Here is a 17,650-nt window from a genome sequence, read left to right on the forward strand (position 1 = left end):
GCGGGTTCAGCGCGCCGTGCAGCGCTTGAGCGGGCTCGGGAACTCGGCGCAGTCGGGGAAGACGATCTCGTTCGGCCCGCGCCGCTCCACCCGCAGGTTGTTCGGGTTGGCGCAGCCGAAGGCGCTGTCCGGCGGCAGCCGGCCGCCGAGCGGGGCGACGGAGGCGGCGGCGGGGGCGAGGCGGAACTCCACGGCATCAGGCCCGCCGGCCACCGTCTCGATCAGGCGCTGGCGGTAGGGAACCTCCAGCAGGGAGACGCGCATGATGACGTCGCGCGTGATGATGACGGTGGGCTGGGCGGCGCAGGCCGCGCCCTCCGTCTCGGTGGCGGGGAAGATGCCGCCCGTCCAGGAGCCGAAGAGCCAGGCATGGGGCGCGGCCTGCGCCTGCGCCTGGGGCTGCTGCGCGTCCGCCGCAGCCAGCGGGGCGGCCAGCGCCGCGACCAAGATCCACTTCGCCCAGCCCTGCCGCATGACCCCACTCCTTGACCGCGAACCGGCGGCAGAAAAGGGGAGGACGCGCCGCCTGTCCACCCCGGGCCCTGGGGGAATTACGCCGCCGCCGGTTTGGGCAGCGGCGCGGGCTCCCGCACGGGGAGGTGGATGAGGGCCGCGAAGACCCCGGCCGCGACCGAGATGAGCCACATGGCGTCGTAGCTCCCCGTGCGGTCGAAGATCAGGCCCGGCAGCCAGGCGCCGAGGAAGCCCCCGATCTGGTGGCCGAGGAAGACGAGGCCGAAGATGGTGGCGAGCCAGCGCGTCCCGAAGAGCCGGGCGCAGAGCGCGACGGTCGGCGGCACGGTGGAGAGCCAGAGCACCCCCATCAGCGCGGAGAAGACGAGGACGGAGCCGGTGGTCTTCTCGGCGGCGAGGAAGAACACGGCCATGACCAGGGCGCGCAGCGCGTAGATCGCCACCAGCAGCTCCCGCCGGCGCCAGCGCTGGGTCAGCTCCCCCGCGCCTAGCGAGCCGATGACGTTGAACAGGCCGATCAGCGAGATCGCCCAGGCGCCGACCTGGAGCGGCAGGTGGCAGAGCGCGACAAAGCCCGGCAGGTGGACGGCCAGGAAGGAGACGTGCAGCCCGCAGACGAAGAAGCCGAAGAAGAGGCACCAGAACATGCGCGAGCCCAGCGCGCGGGAGAGGGCGGCGCGCGCCGTCTCCTCCGGCTCGGCGCTCGCGGCCTTCGGCGCGGGGCGGCCAGCGAGCGGCAGGGCGAGCGGCACCATCAGCAGCGCGGCGCCCGCCATGGCGAGCAGCGCAGCCTGCCAGCCGAAGCCCGAGAGGGCCGCGCCAGAGAGCGGCACGACGAGGAACTGCCCGAGGGAGGATCCCGCCGTCCCCAGCGCCGCCGCCCGCCCGCGCATGGATTCCGGGAGCTGGCGGGTGAGGGAGGCGACGATCACGGGCATCCCCGCCGCCGAGACGGCGACGCCCATCACCAGCCCGGCGAAGAAGGTGAAGAGGCCCAGCCCGGGGGAGAGCGCCATGCCCGCGATGCCGGCGGCGTAGAGCAGCGCGCCGCCGATCACCACCACCCGCCCGCCGAAGCGGTCCGCGAGCTGGCCGACCAGCGGCTGGCTGAAGCCGTTGACGAGGACCTGCACGGCGATGGCGAGGGCGAAGCCGCTGGCCGACCAGCCCATCGCGGCCGTCATGGGCGCGAGATAGAGGCCGAAGGACTGGCGCAGCCCCATGGCCAGGGCGGCGCAGCCGACGGCGAGCGTCAGGAGAATGGCGAGTGACCGGCCCTGCATGACGCTCCGCTCCCGTCCCGTTGCCGCTCACGCTAGACCCGGCGCCGGCGGGGGTCCATCGCGGCGCGTGCGGGGCAGGGGCGCGCGGCCGTTGCCGAGGCCAGTCGTACCCGGCTCAGGCTGCCCGGCTCGGGCCACCCCGATTAGGCGACCCCGATTAGGCAGCCCCGAGCAGCAGCCCCGCATGCTCCGCCGGCTTTACCTTGCGCCAGATCGCCTCGACCGTGCCCTCGGCCGAGACGAGGAAGGTGCTGCGCTCCATGCCCATGTACTTCCGCCCGTACATGGATTTCTCGACCCAGGCGTCATAGGCGGTGGCGAGGGACTGGTCGGCGTCGGACGCCAGGGCGAAGGTCAGGCCGTACTTCTTCGCGAAGGCGTCCAGCTTCTTCACGGGATCCGGCGAGACGCCGATGACGGTGATCCCGGCCTTCCGCAGCGCCTCCAGGCTCTCCTGCATGCCCTGGGCCTGGACGGTGCAGCCGGAGGTGTCGGCCTTGGGATAGAAGTAGAGGGCGTAGCGCCTGCCGCGCAGGAGCGCGGCGCTGACGCGGCCGCCCCCCGCCGCCGGCAGGTCGAATTCCGGCGCCTTGTCCCCCACGGCAATCATGCGGCCCCCTTCAGCGGCAGCGGCCCGATGCGTCGCTCGAAGGAGGAGCGCACGCCGGCCGCGATCCCGCGCATCTGCGCGCGGAGGGCGGGGAGGTCAACGGCCCGGGTGCCGCTTGCGACGCCGAGCCCGTGCAGCACGGCATCCGCGGCGGCGGGCGGCAGGTCCTCCGTCCTTCCGCGCCCGACCGTCAGGCGCAGGAGGGATTGCAGCGTGCGCCAGAAGCGCTCCGCCCGGATGAGGGAGGCCGCTTCCTCCTCCTCCAGCAGGCCCGCGCGGGCGAGGTTGGCCAGGGCGTCGCGCGTGGCCGGGGCGAGGATCCGGGGGTGCTCCGCGGCATGGGCGCATTGCAGGGCCTGGGCGATGAACTCCACCTCCACCAGCCCGCCCGGCATGGCCTTCACGTCCCAGGGCCCGTCGGGGGGCAGGTCGCGCAGCATGCGGGCGCGCATGGACCGCGCATCCTCGATCGCCCCGGGGCCGGCATGGAGGGCCAGCGCCTCGCGGCAGCACTCGGCGATGCGGCGGCGCAGCGCGGGCGGGCCGGCCACGGGCCGGGCGCGGGTGAGGGCCATGCGCTCCCAGGTCCAGGCCTGGCCGCCATCCCCGAGCTTGGGGCCGTGATAGCGCTCGAAAGCGGCGATGCTGGCGGCCACGGGGCCTTTGTTCCCGGAGGGGCGCAGCCGCATGTCCACCTCATAGGGCTTGCCCTCGGCCCCCGGCGCGGTGAGGGCCGCCACGAACTGGGTGGCGAGGCGGGAGAAATAGGCCGAGGGCGCCAGCGGCTTCGGCCCGTCGCTCTCGGTCGCGTCCTCCGCGTGGTCGTAGATGAGGACTATGTCGAGGTCCGAGCCCGGCAGCATCTCCCGCCCCCCGAGCTTGCCCATGGCCACCACCGCCATGGCCCCGCCCGGCACCTTGCCGTGGCGGGAGGCGAAGTCCTTCGCGACCTGGGGGAGAAGGCAGGAGATGGCCGCATCCGCCAGCTCGCTCCGGGCGATGCCGGCGGCATCCACGTCCAGCGAGCCCTCCAGCGCCGCGACATCGATCTCGAACCGCCCCTCGGTCACGATGCGGCGGACGGATTCGAGCGCCTCCTCGTAGTGCCGCGCCGCGCCGACGAGGGCGGGGAGGGAGGCCGCGGCGGTGCCGCTTCCCCCCGTGAGCAGCCCCTCCAGCGCGGCGGGGTCGCGGGCGAGATGGTCGGCCAGGGCGGGCGCGGCGCCGAGCACCCCGGCCACGCGGTCCAGCAGCGCCGGGTTGCGGTGGAAGAGGGAGAGCACCTGAACCCCCGCGGGCAGGCGCTCCAGCAGCGTGTCGAAGCGGGCGAGGGCCGCGTCCGGGTCGCGCTGGCGGGCGAAGGCGGCGATGAGGGCGGGCATCAGCGCCGTCAGCAGCTCCCGCGCCCGCTCGCTGCGGGTCGCGCGCCGGCTGCCCGCGTGCCAGCCGCGCACGAGGGCGGAGGCCCCCTCGGGATTGGCGTAGCCGAGGCCGGAGAGGGTCCGCAGCGTGGCGGGATCGTGCTCCGCCCCGGTGAAGACGAGGTTGCCGCCCTCGAAGCCCTCGCCGCCGGAAAGGCTGAGCGGGGGCGCGGCCTCGAACTGGCGGGAGTACTGGCCCGCCACGCGCCGGAGATGGGCGGTGAGGACGGCGGCGAAGGATTCGGTGTCCGGATAGCCCATGAATGAGGCGATGCGGGCCAGCCCCTCCGGGTCCTCGGGCAGGCGGTGGGTCTGCCGGTCGGCCACCATCTGGACGCGGTGCTCGACGTCGCGGAGGAAAACATAGGCATCGGCCAGATCGGCGGCCGCCCGCCGGTCGATCCGCCCGGCCCCGGCGAGGGCGACGAGGGCGCCGAGGGTAGTGGGGTCCCGCAGCGCGGGGTCCCGCCCGCCCCAGATGAGCTGGGCGACCTGGGCGGTGAACTCGATCTCGCGTATGCCTCCCCGGCCGAGCTTCACGTCGTGGCCGGCCACCGCGATCTCGGCCCCCGCGCCGCGCTTGCTCCCGTGGACGGCGTGGATCTGGCGCTTGATCGAATGGATGTCGGCGATCATCGCGAAGTCGAGATGGCGCCGCCACACGAAGGGGCGGATCTCCGCCAGGAAGGATTCGCCGAGCACGCGGTCCCCGGCCACGGGGCGCGCCTTCACCATCGCCGCCCGCTCCCAGTTCTGGCCAAAGCTCTCGTAATAGGCGATGGCGGCAGGGACGGAGACGGCGAGCGGGGTCGCCGCGGGATCGGGGCGGAGGCGCAGATCGGTTCGGAAGACGTATCCTTCCGCCGTGCGTTCCTCGAGCAGCCGCACGAGGTCGCGCGCCAGGCGGACGAAGACCGACTGCGCGCGGTCGGGGTCCGTCGCGGCCGTGGGATCGAAGAGGACCATCAGATCGACGTCGGAGGAATAGTTCAGCTCGCGCCCGCCGAGCTTGCCCATGCCGAGGACGACGAGGCCCGAGCCCTTGCTCGCGGCCTTCGGGTCGCGCTTCGCGGCGTTGGGCATGGCGATGTCGCCGCGCGCGCAGGCCTCCCGCAGGAGATGGGCGCAGGCAAGGTCGATGCAGGATTCGGCGAGGGTGGAGAGCGCCCCTGTCACCCCGTCGAGCGTCCACTCCCCCGTGAGGTCCGCCGCCGCGACGATGAGCGCCGCCTGCCGCCGGGCCTGCCGCAGGGCGGCGCCGAGCTGGGCGGAGCTGGCCGAGGGGTCGGCGCGGCCGAGCGGGTCCAGCGCCGCGGCAAAGGCGGCATCCGCGCCGCGTTCCGAGAGACGCAACAGCGTCGTCGCCTCGCGCAGGGCGAGATCGGCCAGGAAGGGGCTGTGGCCGCCCAGCGCGCCCAGCAGCGCGGCGCCTACGGGCGAGCCGGCGAAGGCGGCCTCGGCCGCGCCCTTGGTGGTGAAGTCCTCGACCAGCCGCCCCGCGGCGGCCGGATCATAGGGGGTGGGCGGGCGGCGGCGGGTTGGCTCGGCGTCGGACATGCCGGGAGAGGCAACGCGTGAGGCGCCTGCCCGGTCAAGTGGGGCGTCGCCTGGTTCAGGGAGTTTCCTTCCTCCTTCGCCTCGCCATGCTCCTTTTCCTGCTTGCCGGGGCGGGGCTGGCGGCGCTGGGTTGGCGCCTCGCCCAGGGGCCGATGCCCATTCCCTCCATCCGCGCGGTGAACGAGGCGGTGGCCGAGCGCCTGACCGGGCTGGCGCCGGGGCTGCGGATCGGGTTCGGCCAGGCCTGGGTGGCCTGGGCCGGGTGGAAGGAGGGCGCGCCCGAGCCGATCCTCTTGCGGCTGGACGGGCTGCGCGCGGTGGACGGGGCGGGAATCACCCGCGCCTCCCTCACCTCCGTCGAGATGTCGATCGCGGTGCCGCCGCTGCTGCGCGGCGTGGTGGCGCCGGTGCGCATGTCCCTCCGCGACCCCGTCGCGCTGCTCCGCCGGGACGCGGAGGGGGAGCTCTCCCTCGATCTCGGCGTCTCCTCCGGCCCGGTCGCCCCCGCCACGGAGGCGGAGGGCACGGGCGACCCCGAGGCGACGAGCGAGGCGCTGGCCCGGCTGCTGCGCCCGGCCGGGCCGGATTCCCCCCTGACCGCGCTGCGCGAGATCCGCGTCGAGGGCGGCGTGGTGCAGGTGCGGGACGACGCGCTGCGCTTCGCCTGGGCCATCCACCGCGTCGCCCTTTCCCTTCTCCGCGCGGAGGACGGGACGACCACCATGTCCGGCTCGGGCGGGCTGCGGCTGGCCGGGCAGGAGATCCCCGTTCGCATCGCCGGCCATGCGGAGGGCGAGCCGCCGGTCGCGGAGGTCTCGATGGAGCTGGACGCGGTCAGCCCCGCCGCCCTGGCCACCGCGCTGGCCTCCCTACGCCCGCTCTCGCTCCTCGATTCGCAGGTGGACGCCCGGTTCAGCGGCCGCTTCGAGTTCGCGACGGAGACCTTCGCCGGCCGGGCCGAGCTGCGCGCCGCGCCCGGGCTGATCCGGCTGGGGCCGGAGAGCCTGCCCTTCGACGGGGTGAGCGCCGTCCTCGCCGGGGACGGGCGGCGGCTGGAGGTGGAGCGCCTGGCCATCGACCTTCCCGCCGGCAAGCCGGGCTTCCCCGCCCCGCGCATCACCGCCGCCGCTCGGGCGGACCGGTGGGAGGACCTGTGGCGCGGGCGGGTGGAACTCGGGATCAGTGCCATCGCCGCGCCCGACATCGCCCGCTACTGGCCCGCGGGCATCGCCGACAACGCGCGCCGCTGGGTGGCGGAGAACCTGACCTCCGGCACGGCGCGGGACGGGAGCTGGGTGCTGGAGGGCGAGGCGCAGCCCGACCTCTCCTCCGGCCGGCTGACCCGCGCGACCGGCACGGTGCGGGCCGAGGACGCGACCGTCCACTGGCTGCGCCCGATCCCGCCGATGGAGGGGGTGGAGGGGATGGTCGAGTTCTCCGAGAAGGATCTCGTCATCAAGGCCCGCGCGACCCGCCAGTCCGGCACGGCCCTGACGGTGCCCGAGGCGCGGGTCCGCATCTCCGACCTGGGCATCCCCGAGCCGGAGAACGAGAAGCTGGAGGTGGACGGGCGCGTGACGGGCCCGCTGAGCGACGTGCTCACCCTCGTCCGCCACCCCCGGCTGAAGCTCTTCGAGAAGCGCCCCCTCACCCTCGGCCCTGCGGCGGGGAGCGTGGATGCGCGGCTCTCCGTGGGGCTTCCCCTGGTGAGCAACCTGGCCGCGGAGGACCTGCGGATCAGCGCGCAGGGCCGGGTGGAGAACGGGCGGGTGGAGAATGCGGTGGCCGGCCGCACGCTCGATCGCGGGCAGCTGGAGGTTTCCGTGGACCCCCGCGGCATGCGCCTCTCCGGTACGGCGGCCCTGGCCACCATTCCCGGGCGCGTGCAGGCGGAGCTGGACTTCACCAACGGCCCGCCGGGCCAGGTGACCGAGCGCGTCAAGGCCGAGGGCCGGGCCGATGCCGCGAGCCTGCCCCGCATCGGGGTGGAGGCCGGGCCCTATCTCCGGGGGCCCTTCAACTACACCCTCGCCGTGGAGCGCCGCCGCTCGGGCGAGACGCGGCTGGAGGTGAAGGCGGACCTGCGGGACGCCCGCATCACCATCAACCCCTTCGGCTACCTCAAGCCGCCGGGCGCCGCCGCCCGGGGCGAGGGCGTGGTCCGCTTCCGCGGCGACGACCTCGTGGCGCTTGAGGCCCTGCGGGTGGAGGGGCCGAGCCTCGCCATGCGCGGGGAGGTCGCCTTCGGCCGCCCCGGCACGGGCTGGCGCGCGGAGGTGCCGGACGCCCGGATCGGTGGGAGCCGCCTCTCCGGCCGTGCCGTCTCGCCGAGCGGGCCGGGCGTGCCCTGGAACCTCTTCGCTCGCGGCCCCGTGCTGGAGATCCGGCCCCTGCTGCGCGAGTTCGGGCTGGACGAGGGTGGCAACGGGTCCGACGACAAGGCCGGCGGAGCCACGCCCATCCGCCTCGACGCCGCCTTCGACCGCGTGCTGCTGGACGGCGGGCGGGAGATGGGGCCCGCCAGCATCACCCTGTTCAGCGACGCCCGCGGCGTACTGCGCGAGATGAACGCCTCCGGCCGCGGCATCCGGGGCGGCGGGTTCGACGCGGTGGTGGTGCCGCGCGGCGCCGGTCGGGCCATGGAGGTGAAGGCGACGGGGTTCGGCACGCTCCTGCGGGACCTCGGCCTCTTCGATCCGCTGGACGACGGGGCCTTCCACATGTCCGGCAACTGGCCGGACAACACGCCGGAGGCGGCGCTGACCGGCGTGGCCGAGCTGCGCGACTTCGGGGTGCGGGAGGCCGCCTCGATCGGGAAGATCCTCCAGGCCCTCTCGATCTACGGCATCGCCGAGGCCGTGCGCGGCCCCGGGCTGCGCTTCACCCTGGCCAACGCGCCCTTCACCCTCACGCGGGAGGCGCTGACCCTGCGCGAGGCGCGGGCCGTCTCCGCCTCGCTCGGCATCACCGCCGAGGGGCGGATCCTGCGGCGGGCCGAGCGCTACGACCTCCGCGGGACGATCGTGCCGTCCTACGCGCTGAACAGCGCGCTCGGGCGCATTCCCGGCATCGGCCAGCTCTTCACTGCCGAGCGCAACGGCGGGCTCTTCGCCGCGAACTTCCGGATGACGGGGAAGCTGGACGACCCCGACATCCGCATCGACCCCCTCTCCATCCTCGCCCCCGGCGCGCTGAGGGGGCTCCTGACGCGGCCGGAGGGCCGCTAGGCCGCGCCGACGGGGCCTGCGGGGCGGGGGGCTCAGGCCAGCCGGCGCTGCGTGCCGGGCGCGGGCAGCTTGCCCGGCCGGGCGAAGAGATAGCCCTGGGCGAGCTCCACCCCCAGCCCCGCCATCACCGCCGCGTGCTCCTCCGTCTCCACCTGCTCGGCGATCACCCGCGCCCCGACGGCGAGGCTGAGGTCCACCATGCTGGCCACGAAGGACCGGTCCCGCTCCGTCCGCACGGCGCTCTGCACGTAGGAGCCGTCCACCTTCACCCAGTCCACCGTGAAGTTGCGGAGGTAGCGGAAGGCGGCGGCGCCCGCCCCGAAATCGTCGATGCAGAGGGTGACGCCGCGCGAGCGCAGCATGTCGATCGTCGCCCGCGCCTCCGCCTCGTCCTCCACCTCCACGGACTCGGTCAGCTCCACCATCAGGCGGGAGGTGAGGCTCGCGCGCGCGTCCAGCCGCTCGACCAGCGCGCGGCGGAAGCGGGCGCTCTGCATGGACAGGCCGGAGATGTTCAGCGCGATCCGCACCCCCGGGTTGAAGCGCAGGGCGTCGAGCACCTGGTCGGTGACGACGAGGTCCAGCTCCTCCGTCAGCCCCACCGTCTCGGCGCAGCGCACCACGGTCTCCACATCCTGGCCTTCCGGGCGGAGCAGCGCCTCGTAGTGATGCACCCGCCGGTCCTTCAGATGCACGATCGGCTGGTAGAGAAGGCCGAACCGCCTCTCCGAGATTGCGCGGCGGACGGTGCCGGCCTGGGACGAGATCTGGCTCAGCGCCCCGGTCAGCCCGCCCTCGGCCAGGGCGGCCGTGCCGCGCGCGGCGAAGTTGGACAGGGCGTGGCGCAGGGCGCGGCTGGCCTGCACCGGCGTCAGCCCCTCGGCCGCGAGGGGGAGGCTGCAGGTCGAGACCTCCACGGGCAGGCCGTGGGCGAGCAGCACCGTCTCCATCCGCTCGGCGAGCCCCGGAAGGTCCGCGGGATCGCGCCCGACGAGCAGCCCGTAGCGCCCCGCCGCCAGCCGGCCCGCCAGCCCCGTGCCGGCCCCGGCCATCAGCGCGGCGTCCAGCTCCTCCTGGATGCCGGGATGTTTGCTGAGGATCCGGCGGATCTCGTCCGGCAGGTCGATCAGGGCGAGGGAGGCGTTCGACGACCCGCCGAGCATGCCGCTGGCCGCCCGGCCGAAGGCGACGCTCCCGGCGAGGGTCGCCTCCCGCGGCGGGGCGGGGAGGGGGCCGAGGGTGAGGCAGAAGCGCCCGGTGGGGCCGGCCGGGGCGAGGCCGGCCAGGGAGAAGGCGGTCCGCCTGGTGTCGTTCAGCCGGATGGCCGTGGGCGGCAGGCGGCCGCGCGCGGCGAGCAGCTGCATGGCGATGCCGAGCGCCGCCCGTTCCTCCGTGGCGATCAGCCTGTCCAGCGGGCCGCCGACGAAGGCCTCCGGCGGCTCGCCGAGATGGTGCCGGAAGGCGCCGGCGGCGAAGGTGATGGTGGCGTCCGGGCCGGTTTCCACCAGCATGTCGGCCGCGGCGAAGGCGAAAGTGAGGAACCGGTCCCGCGAGTCGAGGCCCGGCGTCCTCGGGGCGCTCTGCTTCGGCGGGGTCGGGTCCGGGCTGTCCATGGCGCGCAGAGTGCCGGCGCGGAATTGAAACAGGGTTAAGCATGCCGCACGCGCCGGCCGACGCGGAGCCCGCCGATTGCTTCCGCTCCCCGCCAGGACCAAAATCGCCCGTCCCTTGCCGGACCGGGCGGGGGCCGCCTCCCGCGCCCTGGCGGGGTGCAGGGCGACGAGGGAGAGCACGGATGCCGCAGAGCTTGCCTGAGCGCCGCGTCGCCCCGCGCGCGGCGGCCCTCCTGCCCGCCGGCCGCCGCCGCGCCGGCCCCGGTTCCCCGGCCAGGGCCTCGCGGCAGGTCACGCCCGGCGGCGGGTGGGGTGACAAGCCCGCTGAAGTGAACGAGGACGTGGCCGACATCATCGCGGGCTGATCCATGCTTGTCGTGAAATCCGAGGGGCTGCGCGCGCAGCAGGAGTGGTGCGAGCACCTCACGCGCTTCTCGCCGGGGCTGATCGCGCGCCCGCACGACGCGCCGGGGCTGCGGGAGGAGGAGGTGCGCTACGTCCTCGCCTGGGAACCGCCGCCGGGCTGGCTCGCGCGGCTGCCGGGGCTGCGGGTCATCTTCTCCATCGGGGCGGGGGTGGACCACATCACGCGCGACCCTTCCTGGCCGTGCCACGTGCCGCTCGTCCGGATGGGCGGGGAGGAGGTCGGGCAGCGCATGGGCGAGTACGTCGCCTGGGCCTGCCTCCACCTCCTCCGCAACGGGCGCGGCTTCGCGCAGCAGCAGGCGGAGCGGCGCTGGCGCTGGAGCGCCGTGGAGAACACGGCGCGGGACCTCACGGTGGGCATCATGGGGCTCGGCACGCTCGGCGCCGCGGCGGTGCCGATGCTGCGCGCGCTCGGCTACGGCGTTGTCGGCTGGTCCCGCGGCCGCAAGGCGGTGGAGGGCGTGGAGAGCTTCGCGGGGGAGGCGGAGCTGGACGCCTTCCTCGCGCGCAGCGACGTGCTCGTCTGCCTCCTGCCCTCGACGCCGGAGACGATGGGCATCATCGACGCCCGCCTCCTCTCGCGCCTTCCCCCCGGCGCCGCGGTGGTGAACGCCGCGCGCGGGGCGCATCTCGTGGTGCCGGACCTGCTCGCGGCGCTCGATGCCGGGCATCTCTCGGGCGCGGTGCTCGACGTCTTCGACACCGAGCCGCTGCCGGAGGGCAGCGCGCTCTGGACTCATCCGAAGGTCACGGTCACGCCCCATATCGCCAGCATCGCGCGCCGGCGGGAGCGGGCGCGCTTCGTCGCCGGGGCCATCGCGGATTTCGAGGCCGGGCGGCCGCTGCCCAATCTCTACGACCCCGAGCGGGGCTACTGACATGCCCCTGCCTCCGCCGCCCGTCCGCCCGGACCCGGACCACCTGCCGAGCGAGGCCGAGCTGCGGCGCGACCTCGCCGCCGCCTACCGCCTGATCGCGCTCTTCGGGATGACGGACCTCGTCTTCACCCATCTCTCCGTGCGCGTGCCGGGCCCGCCGGGGGACACCTCGCACCGCTTCCTCGTCAATCCCTACGGCCTGCTCTTCGAGGAGATCACCGCCTCCTCCCTCGTGCTCGTGGACGCGGCGGGGGAGCCGGCGCAGCCGACGGCCTGGCCGGTGAACCCGGCGGGCTTCGTCATCCATTCCGCGCTGCATCTCGGTAGCCCCGGCGCGCAGTGCGTGATGCACACGCACACGCTGGCTGGCATGGCCGTCGCCGCCCAGGCGGGCGGGCTGCTGCCGCTGAACCAGATCAGCGCCGAGTTCCACGAGCGCGTGGCGATCCACGACTACGAGGGCGTGGCGGCCGAGGACAATCCTGGCGAGCGCGAGCGGCTGGTGCGCGACATGGGCGACAGGCCCTGCATGATCCTGCGCCACCACGGGCTGCTGACCACCGGCCGCACCGTCGCCGAGGCCTTCTACTGGATGTACTATCTCGAGCAGGCCTGCCGCATCCAGCTCGCCGCCCAGGCGAGCGGCGCGCCCCTCGTCATCCCGCCCGAGCCGGTTGTCCGGCGCGCCCGGGATCAGGTGGAGGAGGGGCCGTTGCGCGGCTGGCTTCCCTGGCAGGCGCTCCGCCGCAAGCTCGACCGCGAGCAGCCGGACTACGCGACGTGAGCGCCGCCGGCCATGCCCTCTCCCTGCAGGGGGTGACGAAGCGCTACGGCGAGTTCGCCGCCGTGCGCCGCGCCTCGCTGGAGGTGGCGAGCGGGCAGTTCCTGACGCTGCTCGGCCCCTCCGGCTCGGGCAAGACCACGATCCTGATGATGATCGCGGGCTTCGTCGAGCCGAGCGAGGGGCGCATCCTGCTGGACGGGCGCGACATCACCGCGCTCCCGCCGGAGCGGCGCGACTTCGGCATGGTGTTCCAGGGCTACGCGCTCTTCCCGCACATGACCGTGGCCGAGAACATCGCCTTCCCCCTGCGCGTGCGCCGCATGGGCCGCGCAGAGCGCGAGGCGAAGGTGAGGGCCGCGCTCGACCTCGTGCAGCTCGAGAACTTCGCCGACCGCCGGCCCGCCCAGCTCTCGGGCGGGCAGCAGCAGCGCGTCGCGCTGGCGCGCGCCCTCGTCTTCGATCCCGCGCTGCTGTTGCTGGACGAGCCGCTCTCCGCACTGGACAAGAAGCTGCGCGCGGAGCTGCAGGAGGAGTTGAAGGCGCTGCACCGCCGCATCGGCCGCAGCTTCATCAACGTCACCCACGACCAGGAGGAGGCGCTGAGCCTCTCCGACCGCGTCGCCATCCTCAACCGCGGCGACCTCGTGCAGGTCGGCACGCCGGAGGCGCTGTACGAGCGCCCGGCGACGCGCTTCGTGGCGGACTTCCTGGGCAAGTCGAACTTCATCGAGGGCGAGGCGGCGACGGATGCGGAGGGCATCGTCCTGCGGCGCGGCGGGACGCGGGTGCTGGCGCGCGGCGCGGCGCCGGGCGGGCGGGCGCTGCTCTCCCTCCGGCCGGAGAAGATCGCGCTGCTGTCCGGTGAGGCCGCGGAGGACAACGTGGTCGAGGGGCGCATCGCGGCCTGGTCCTATCTAGGCACGGGCTACACGCTGACGGTCGAGACGCCCGATCTCGGCCCGCTGCGCGTCCATCTCCCGGCCTGGCGCTCGCCGGTGGCGCCCGCGGACGGCTTGCCCGTGCGGCTCGGATGGTCGCGGGACGCGGCGGTGGCCGTGGCGGAGGACGCGGCGTGACGCGCTGGCGCGCTGCCGGGCGGGATAACGGAACCGCCCCTTTCGCCTCCCGCCACGGCGCGATCCCCCGATGAGCAGCCGGAAGGCCGGACAGGAAGCCCCATGACCGAGAAGCACCCCATCACCGCCCGCAAGGGCATGGTGGTGACCAACCACCCCCTGGCCTCGGGGGCAGGGGCGGAGATGCTGCTCGCCGGGGGCAATGCGGTGGACGCCGCGATCGCCGCCCTCTTCACCCTCACCGTGGTCGAGCCGATGATGGTGGGCATCCTCGGCGGCGGGATCGCGCATCTGCGGCTGCCGGACGGGCGGCACCTCGTGGTGGACGGGCTGGCCACCGCCCCGGGCTCCGCCCGGCCGGACATGTACCGCACGGTCTCCGACACCCTGCCCGACTACCAGGAGACGGAGGGGCGGGCGAACCACCTCGGGCCGCTCGCCATGGCCGTGCCGGGCGCGCTCCGGGCCTGGTGCCACACCCTCGCGCGCTACGGCACGATGCGGCTGGCCGATGTGCTGGACCCCGCGATCCGCTGCGCCGCCCGCGGCTGGCGCGCGACGCCCTATCTCGCCGATGCCGTGGGCGACAACGCCGCCGAGCTCGCCCGGGACGACGGGCTGGCCGCCACCTTCCTGCCGGACGGCAGGCCTCTCCGCGCCGGGGAGCGGGTGGTGCGGGCCGACTACGCGGACACGCTCCGCCTGATCTCAGCCGACGGCCCGGACGCGCTGCATGACGGGCAGCTCGGCGACGCGCTGGCCGCGCATATGCGCGCCGCGGGCGGGCTGATCACCGCCGCCGACCTGCGCGGCGTCTCCCCCATCGAGCGCGAGCCGATCCGCGCGAGCTATCGCGGGCACGAAGTGGTCGGGCCGCCGCCGCCCTCATCGGCCGGCGTCCACATCGCGCAGATGCTGAACGTGCTGGAGGGCTTCGACATCCGCGGCCTCGGCGCAGGCACGCCGGACGGCGCGCATCTCCTGGCGGAGGTGCTGAAGATGGCCTTCGCCGACCGCGCCGTGGCCACGGCCGATCCCGCCTTCGTGCCCGTGCCGGTCGCGCGGCTCACCTCCCGCGACTACGCCGCGCTCCGGCGCGGGGAGATCGACATGGCGCGCGCGCGGGACTGGTCGCCCGGGCCCGGGCTGCTGGAATCGCCCAACACCACGCATGTCACGGTCGCGGACGGGGAGGGCACGATCATCGCGACGACGCAGACGATCAACAGCCTCTTCGGCGCGCGCTTCACCGTGCCGGGCACGGGGATGATCGCGAACAACTACATGTACAACTTCGACCCCCATCCCGGCCGCGCCCTCTCCGTCGCGCCGGGGAAGCGGGTCTTCACCTCCATGGCGCCGATGATCGTGCTGCGGGACGGCGCGCCGGTGCTGGCGCTGGGTCTGCCCGGCGGGTTGCGGATCTTCGGCTCCGCCATGCAGGCGATCATCAACCTCGTCGACCACGGCATGACCCCGCAGGAGGCGGTGGAGGCGCCGCGCGTCTGGAGCCAGGGCCACCTGCTGGAGCTGGAGCCCGGCATCCCCGCCGCGACCGAGGAGGCCCTTCTCGCCCGTGGGCACCGGGTGCTGCGCGTGCCGGCGATCGGCGGCGGCACGGGGGCGGTGGCCTTCGGCGCGGGAGGATCGATGACCGGCGCGGCCTGCTGGCGGGCGGACGGCACGCCCGTGGGCATCGGGGGCGGGCTGGCGAGGCCGGGGGTGCGCTTCGTGCCGGAGCAGCGGCCCTAGGGCGCCACCAGCAGCGGCGAGACGGCGTCGCGGAGCGCCTGGGGCAGGGGGGTGGGCCGGGTCTGCGTCTCCCGGTCCACGTAGACGTGGACAAAGTGCCCCTCCGCGCTCGCCTCCTCCTCCGAATTGCGGAAGATCCCGATCTCGTAGCGGATGGAGGTGTTGCCGACCCGCGAGACGCGCAGCCCGGCCGTGACGAGGTCGGGGAAGGAGATCGGGGCGAGGTAGCGGCAGCCCGTCTCCACCACCACCCCGATGACCGTGGATGTCCTGAGGTCGATCGCGCCGGATGCCAGCAGGAAGCGCGAGACCACCGTGTCGAAGAACGAGTAGTAGACGACGTTGTTCACATGGGCATAGGCGTCGTTGTCGCCCCAGCGCGTCGGGATCTCGAGGAAATGCCTGAAATCCGCCCGCCCTGGGCGTGTGCGCTCGCTCATCGGTTCTCCCCCTCTCCACGCCCGGCTGTGGCACGCGTGCCGCGCCGCAGCCTCCCCGCACGGGAAAGCGCGCGCAAGGCTTCGCCTGCCGCTCGCTTCCCTGTAATGTGAGCCCACAGCCCGCCCACAGGAACCCGCACGCCCGTATGTCCTCCCCCGCGTCAGAAGCCCGATTGGAGCCGTTCCGGCTGCGCGGGGCGAATTTCAACCTGCTGGTGCTGCGACTGCTCGACCCCAGGGTTGAGGTGATCGTCCCCGCCCTGGCCGACCAGTTCCGCCGCGCCCCGGGCTTCCTGCGGAACGCCCCCATCGTGCTCGGGCTGGACGACCTGGACCCTGTCGCGGCCCCTGATTTCAACGACCTGACGGCCCAGCTCCGCGCCGTCCAGATCGCCCCGATCGGCACCACGGGCGGCGGGCCGGAACTGCGCGCGGCCGCCCAGGCGGCGGGGCTGCCGCCGCTCCGCGCGGCGGGCGGCGAGACCCCCCAGCCGATCGCCCAGCCCGCCCCGGTCCCCATCCCCGAGCCGCTCCCGCCCTCCGGCTGGCAGCCGACGCTCGTCGTGGACCAGGCCGTGCGGGCAGGGCAGCGCATCTGGGCCCAGGGCGGCGACCTCGTCGTGCGCGGCACGGTCAATCCGGGAGCCGAGGTGATCGCGGACGGCAACGTCCATGTCTACGGCACGCTGCGCGGGCGGGCGATCGCGGGCGGGGCGGACAACCTGAACGCCCGCATCTTCGCGCTGAACTTCGAGCCCGAGCTCGTCTCCATCGCCGGCTACTACGCCGTGCGGGACGGGCTGGGCGATGCCCCGCTCGGCCGGCCCGTGCAGGTCTGCCTCATCGGCGAGAGCATGCGGTTCGACCGGCTGGGCTAGGATTTAGGTTGAGGTAAGGCGGCCTTCCCCTTTGCAGGGGAGAGGCCCGGCATGCGAAGGAGGATCCTTCCGCCGGGCGGGCTGCGGGATCGAGGGGGTTGGAGAGCGGCGCATGGCGCAAGTAGTGGTAGTAACCTCGGGCAAGGGCGGGGTCGGCAAAACGACGTCATCCGCGGCCTTCGCGACCGGGCTCGCGCAGGCCGGCAAGAAGACGGTGGTGATCGACTTCGATGTGGGGCTCCGCAATCTCGACCTGATCATGGGGGTCGAGCGCCGGGTGGTGTTCGACATCGTGAACGTGATCAGCGGCGAGGCGAAGCTCAACCAGGCGCTGATCCGGGACAAGCGGGTGGACACCCTCTCCATCCTCCCGGCCAGCCAGACCCGGGACAAGGACGCCCTGACCAAGGAGGGCGTCGCGACCATCATCGAGGAGCTGTCGAAGGACTTCGACTTCATCCTCTGCGACAGCCCCGCCGGCATCGAGAAGGGCGCCATGCTCGCCCTCTACTTCGCCGACCAGGCGGTCGTGGTCACGAACCCCGAGGTCTCCTCCGTCCGCGACAGCGACCGGATCCTCGGCGTGCTCCAATCCAAGTCCAAGCGGGCCGAGGAGAAGAAGGATCCCGTCAAGGAGCACCTTCTCGTCACCCGCTACGACCCGGCGCGCGTCGAGCGCGGCGAGATGCTGAAGCTGGAGGACGTGCAGGACATCCTGCGCATCCCCCTGCTCGGCGTCATCCCGGAGAGCGAGAGCGTCCTCAAGGCCTCCAACACCGGTAACCCGGTGATCCTGGACGGCGAGTCCCAGGCCGGGCAAGCCTACAAGGACGCGGTCGCCCGCTTCCTCGGCGAGGACCGGCCGATGCGCTTCATCGAGGCGGAGAAGAGGGGCTTCTTCTCGCGCCTGTTCGGCGGGAGGGCGGCATGAGCTGGCTGAGTTTCTTCCGCGGCAAGCAGGAGGAGGTCCCGCCGACCGCCTCCGCCGCAAAGGAGCGCCTGCAGATCGTGCTCGCCCACGAGCGGATCTCCCGCAAGGGCGAGGACTTCCTGCCCAAGCTCCAGAAGGAGATCGTGGAGCTGATCGCCAAGCACGTGGCGATCGAGGCGGAGCGGGTGAACGTCTCGCTCGAGCGGGGCGGGGACATGTCCACGCTGGCCATCGCGGTGGAGATCCCGGGACCGGAGCCGGCGCGGCGCGCTTCCTGAGGGAGCGCGCTTAACACTTGCT

At 73.9% G+C, this 17,650-nt stretch carries 15 protein-coding genes; 9 read left to right on the top strand and 6 right to left on the bottom strand.

Features of this window, described 5'->3' with window-relative positions; translation table 11 throughout:
- Positions 1–6: 6 nt before the first annotated feature.
- The 4 genes from FHS87_RS06845 to FHS87_RS06860 all read right to left on the bottom strand — a co-directional run bounded on the left by FHS87_RS06845 (position 7) and on the right by FHS87_RS06860 (position 5,345).
- Positions 7–474 carry a hypothetical protein gene (locus FHS87_RS06845; protein WP_246418116.1) on the bottom strand — a complete coding sequence of 156 codons (468 nt, stop codon included), beginning with the start codon at positions 472–474 and terminating at the stop codon, positions 7–9.
- A gap of 77 nt (positions 475–551) precedes the next feature.
- The gene (locus FHS87_RS06850; protein ID WP_184515370.1) at positions 552–1,757 is read right to left on the bottom strand and encodes an MFS transporter; all 1,206 of its coding nucleotides are present in this window, start codon (positions 1,755–1,757) and stop codon (positions 552–554) included.
- A 157-nt stretch (positions 1,758–1,914) separates the two neighbouring features.
- Positions 1,915–2,367, bottom strand: a complete 453-nt coding sequence (gene bcp, locus FHS87_RS06855; RefSeq protein WP_184515373.1) for a thioredoxin-dependent thiol peroxidase — start codon at positions 2,365–2,367, stop codon at positions 1,915–1,917.
- The gene (locus tag FHS87_RS06860) at positions 2,364–5,345 is read right to left on the bottom strand and encodes a bifunctional [glutamine synthetase] adenylyltransferase/[glutamine synthetase]-adenylyl-L-tyrosine phosphorylase (RefSeq protein ID WP_184515376.1); all 2,982 of its coding nucleotides are present in this window, start codon (positions 5,343–5,345) and stop codon (positions 2,364–2,366) included. Before FHS87_RS06860 ends, bcp begins: the two co-directional genes overlap by 4 nt.
- Positions 5,346–5,431: 86 nt before the next feature.
- Here FHS87_RS06860 and FHS87_RS06865 point away from each other — a divergent pair, with 86 nt between their 5' ends.
- Complete coding sequence (locus tag FHS87_RS06865; RefSeq protein WP_184515379.1) at positions 5,432–8,572, top strand: YhdP family protein; 3,141 nt, start codon at positions 5,432–5,434, stop codon at positions 8,570–8,572.
- 32 nt (positions 8,573–8,604) lie between these two features.
- Here FHS87_RS06865 and FHS87_RS06870 read toward each other — a convergent pair whose 3' ends face one another.
- Positions 8,605–10,185, bottom strand: a complete 1,581-nt coding sequence (locus FHS87_RS06870) for an EAL domain-containing protein (RefSeq protein WP_184515382.1) — start codon at positions 10,183–10,185, stop codon at positions 8,605–8,607.
- Positions 10,186–10,367: 182 nt separating this feature from the next.
- Between FHS87_RS06870 and FHS87_RS06875 the strand changes: the two genes are divergently transcribed.
- From FHS87_RS06875 to ggt, 5 genes are all read left to right on the top strand, one after another.
- The gene (locus FHS87_RS06875) at positions 10,368–10,550 is read left to right on the top strand and encodes a hypothetical protein (RefSeq protein WP_184515385.1); all 183 of its coding nucleotides are present in this window, start codon (positions 10,368–10,370) and stop codon (positions 10,548–10,550) included.
- A 3-nt stretch (positions 10,551–10,553) separates the two neighbouring features.
- Positions 10,554–11,489, top strand: a complete 936-nt coding sequence (locus FHS87_RS06880) for a 2-hydroxyacid dehydrogenase (RefSeq protein ID WP_184515388.1) — start codon at positions 10,554–10,556, stop codon at positions 11,487–11,489.
- A gap of 1 nt (position 11,490) precedes the next feature.
- The gene (locus tag FHS87_RS06885; protein ID WP_184515392.1) at positions 11,491–12,273 is read left to right on the top strand and encodes a class II aldolase/adducin family protein; all 783 of its coding nucleotides are present in this window, start codon (positions 11,491–11,493) and stop codon (positions 12,271–12,273) included.
- Positions 12,270–13,349 carry an ABC transporter ATP-binding protein gene (locus tag FHS87_RS06890; protein WP_184515395.1) on the top strand — a complete coding sequence of 360 codons (1,080 nt, stop codon included), beginning with the start codon at positions 12,270–12,272 and terminating at the stop codon, positions 13,347–13,349. Before FHS87_RS06885 ends, FHS87_RS06890 begins: the two co-directional genes overlap by 4 nt.
- A 102-nt stretch (positions 13,350–13,451) precedes the next feature.
- Complete coding sequence (gene ggt / locus FHS87_RS06895; protein ID WP_246418124.1) at positions 13,452–15,101, top strand: gamma-glutamyltransferase; 1,650 nt, start codon at positions 13,452–13,454, stop codon at positions 15,099–15,101.
- Here ggt and FHS87_RS06900 read toward each other — a convergent pair.
- Positions 15,098–15,541, bottom strand: coding sequence for an acyl-CoA thioesterase (locus tag FHS87_RS06900; protein ID WP_184515398.1), 444 nt, complete (start codon positions 15,539–15,541; stop codon positions 15,098–15,100). The genes ggt and FHS87_RS06900 overlap by 4 nt on opposite strands.
- 173 nt (positions 15,542–15,714) lie before the next feature.
- Between FHS87_RS06900 and minC the strand changes: the two genes are divergently transcribed.
- The 3 genes from minC to minE all read left to right on the top strand — a co-directional run bounded on the left by minC (position 15,715) and on the right by minE (position 17,628).
- Positions 15,715–16,419 carry a septum site-determining protein MinC gene (gene minC, locus FHS87_RS06905; RefSeq protein ID WP_246418131.1) on the top strand — a complete coding sequence of 235 codons (705 nt, stop codon included), beginning with the start codon at positions 15,715–15,717 and terminating at the stop codon, positions 16,417–16,419.
- Positions 16,420–16,531: 112 nt separating this feature from the next.
- Positions 16,532–17,350, top strand: coding sequence for a septum site-determining protein MinD (minD, locus tag FHS87_RS06910; RefSeq protein WP_184515405.1), 819 nt, complete (start codon positions 16,532–16,534; stop codon positions 17,348–17,350).
- On the top strand, positions 17,347–17,628 hold the full coding sequence (gene minE, locus FHS87_RS06915; protein WP_184515408.1) for a cell division topological specificity factor MinE: 282 nt from the start codon (positions 17,347–17,349) through the stop codon (positions 17,626–17,628). The genes minD and minE overlap by 4 nt, the downstream gene beginning before the upstream one ends.
- Positions 17,629–17,650 lie beyond the last annotated feature (22 nt).

The sequence above is a fragment of the Muricoccus pecuniae genome, assembly GCF_014199205.1.
Lineage (GTDB): Bacteria > Pseudomonadota > Alphaproteobacteria > Acetobacterales > Acetobacteraceae > Roseomonas > Roseomonas pecuniae.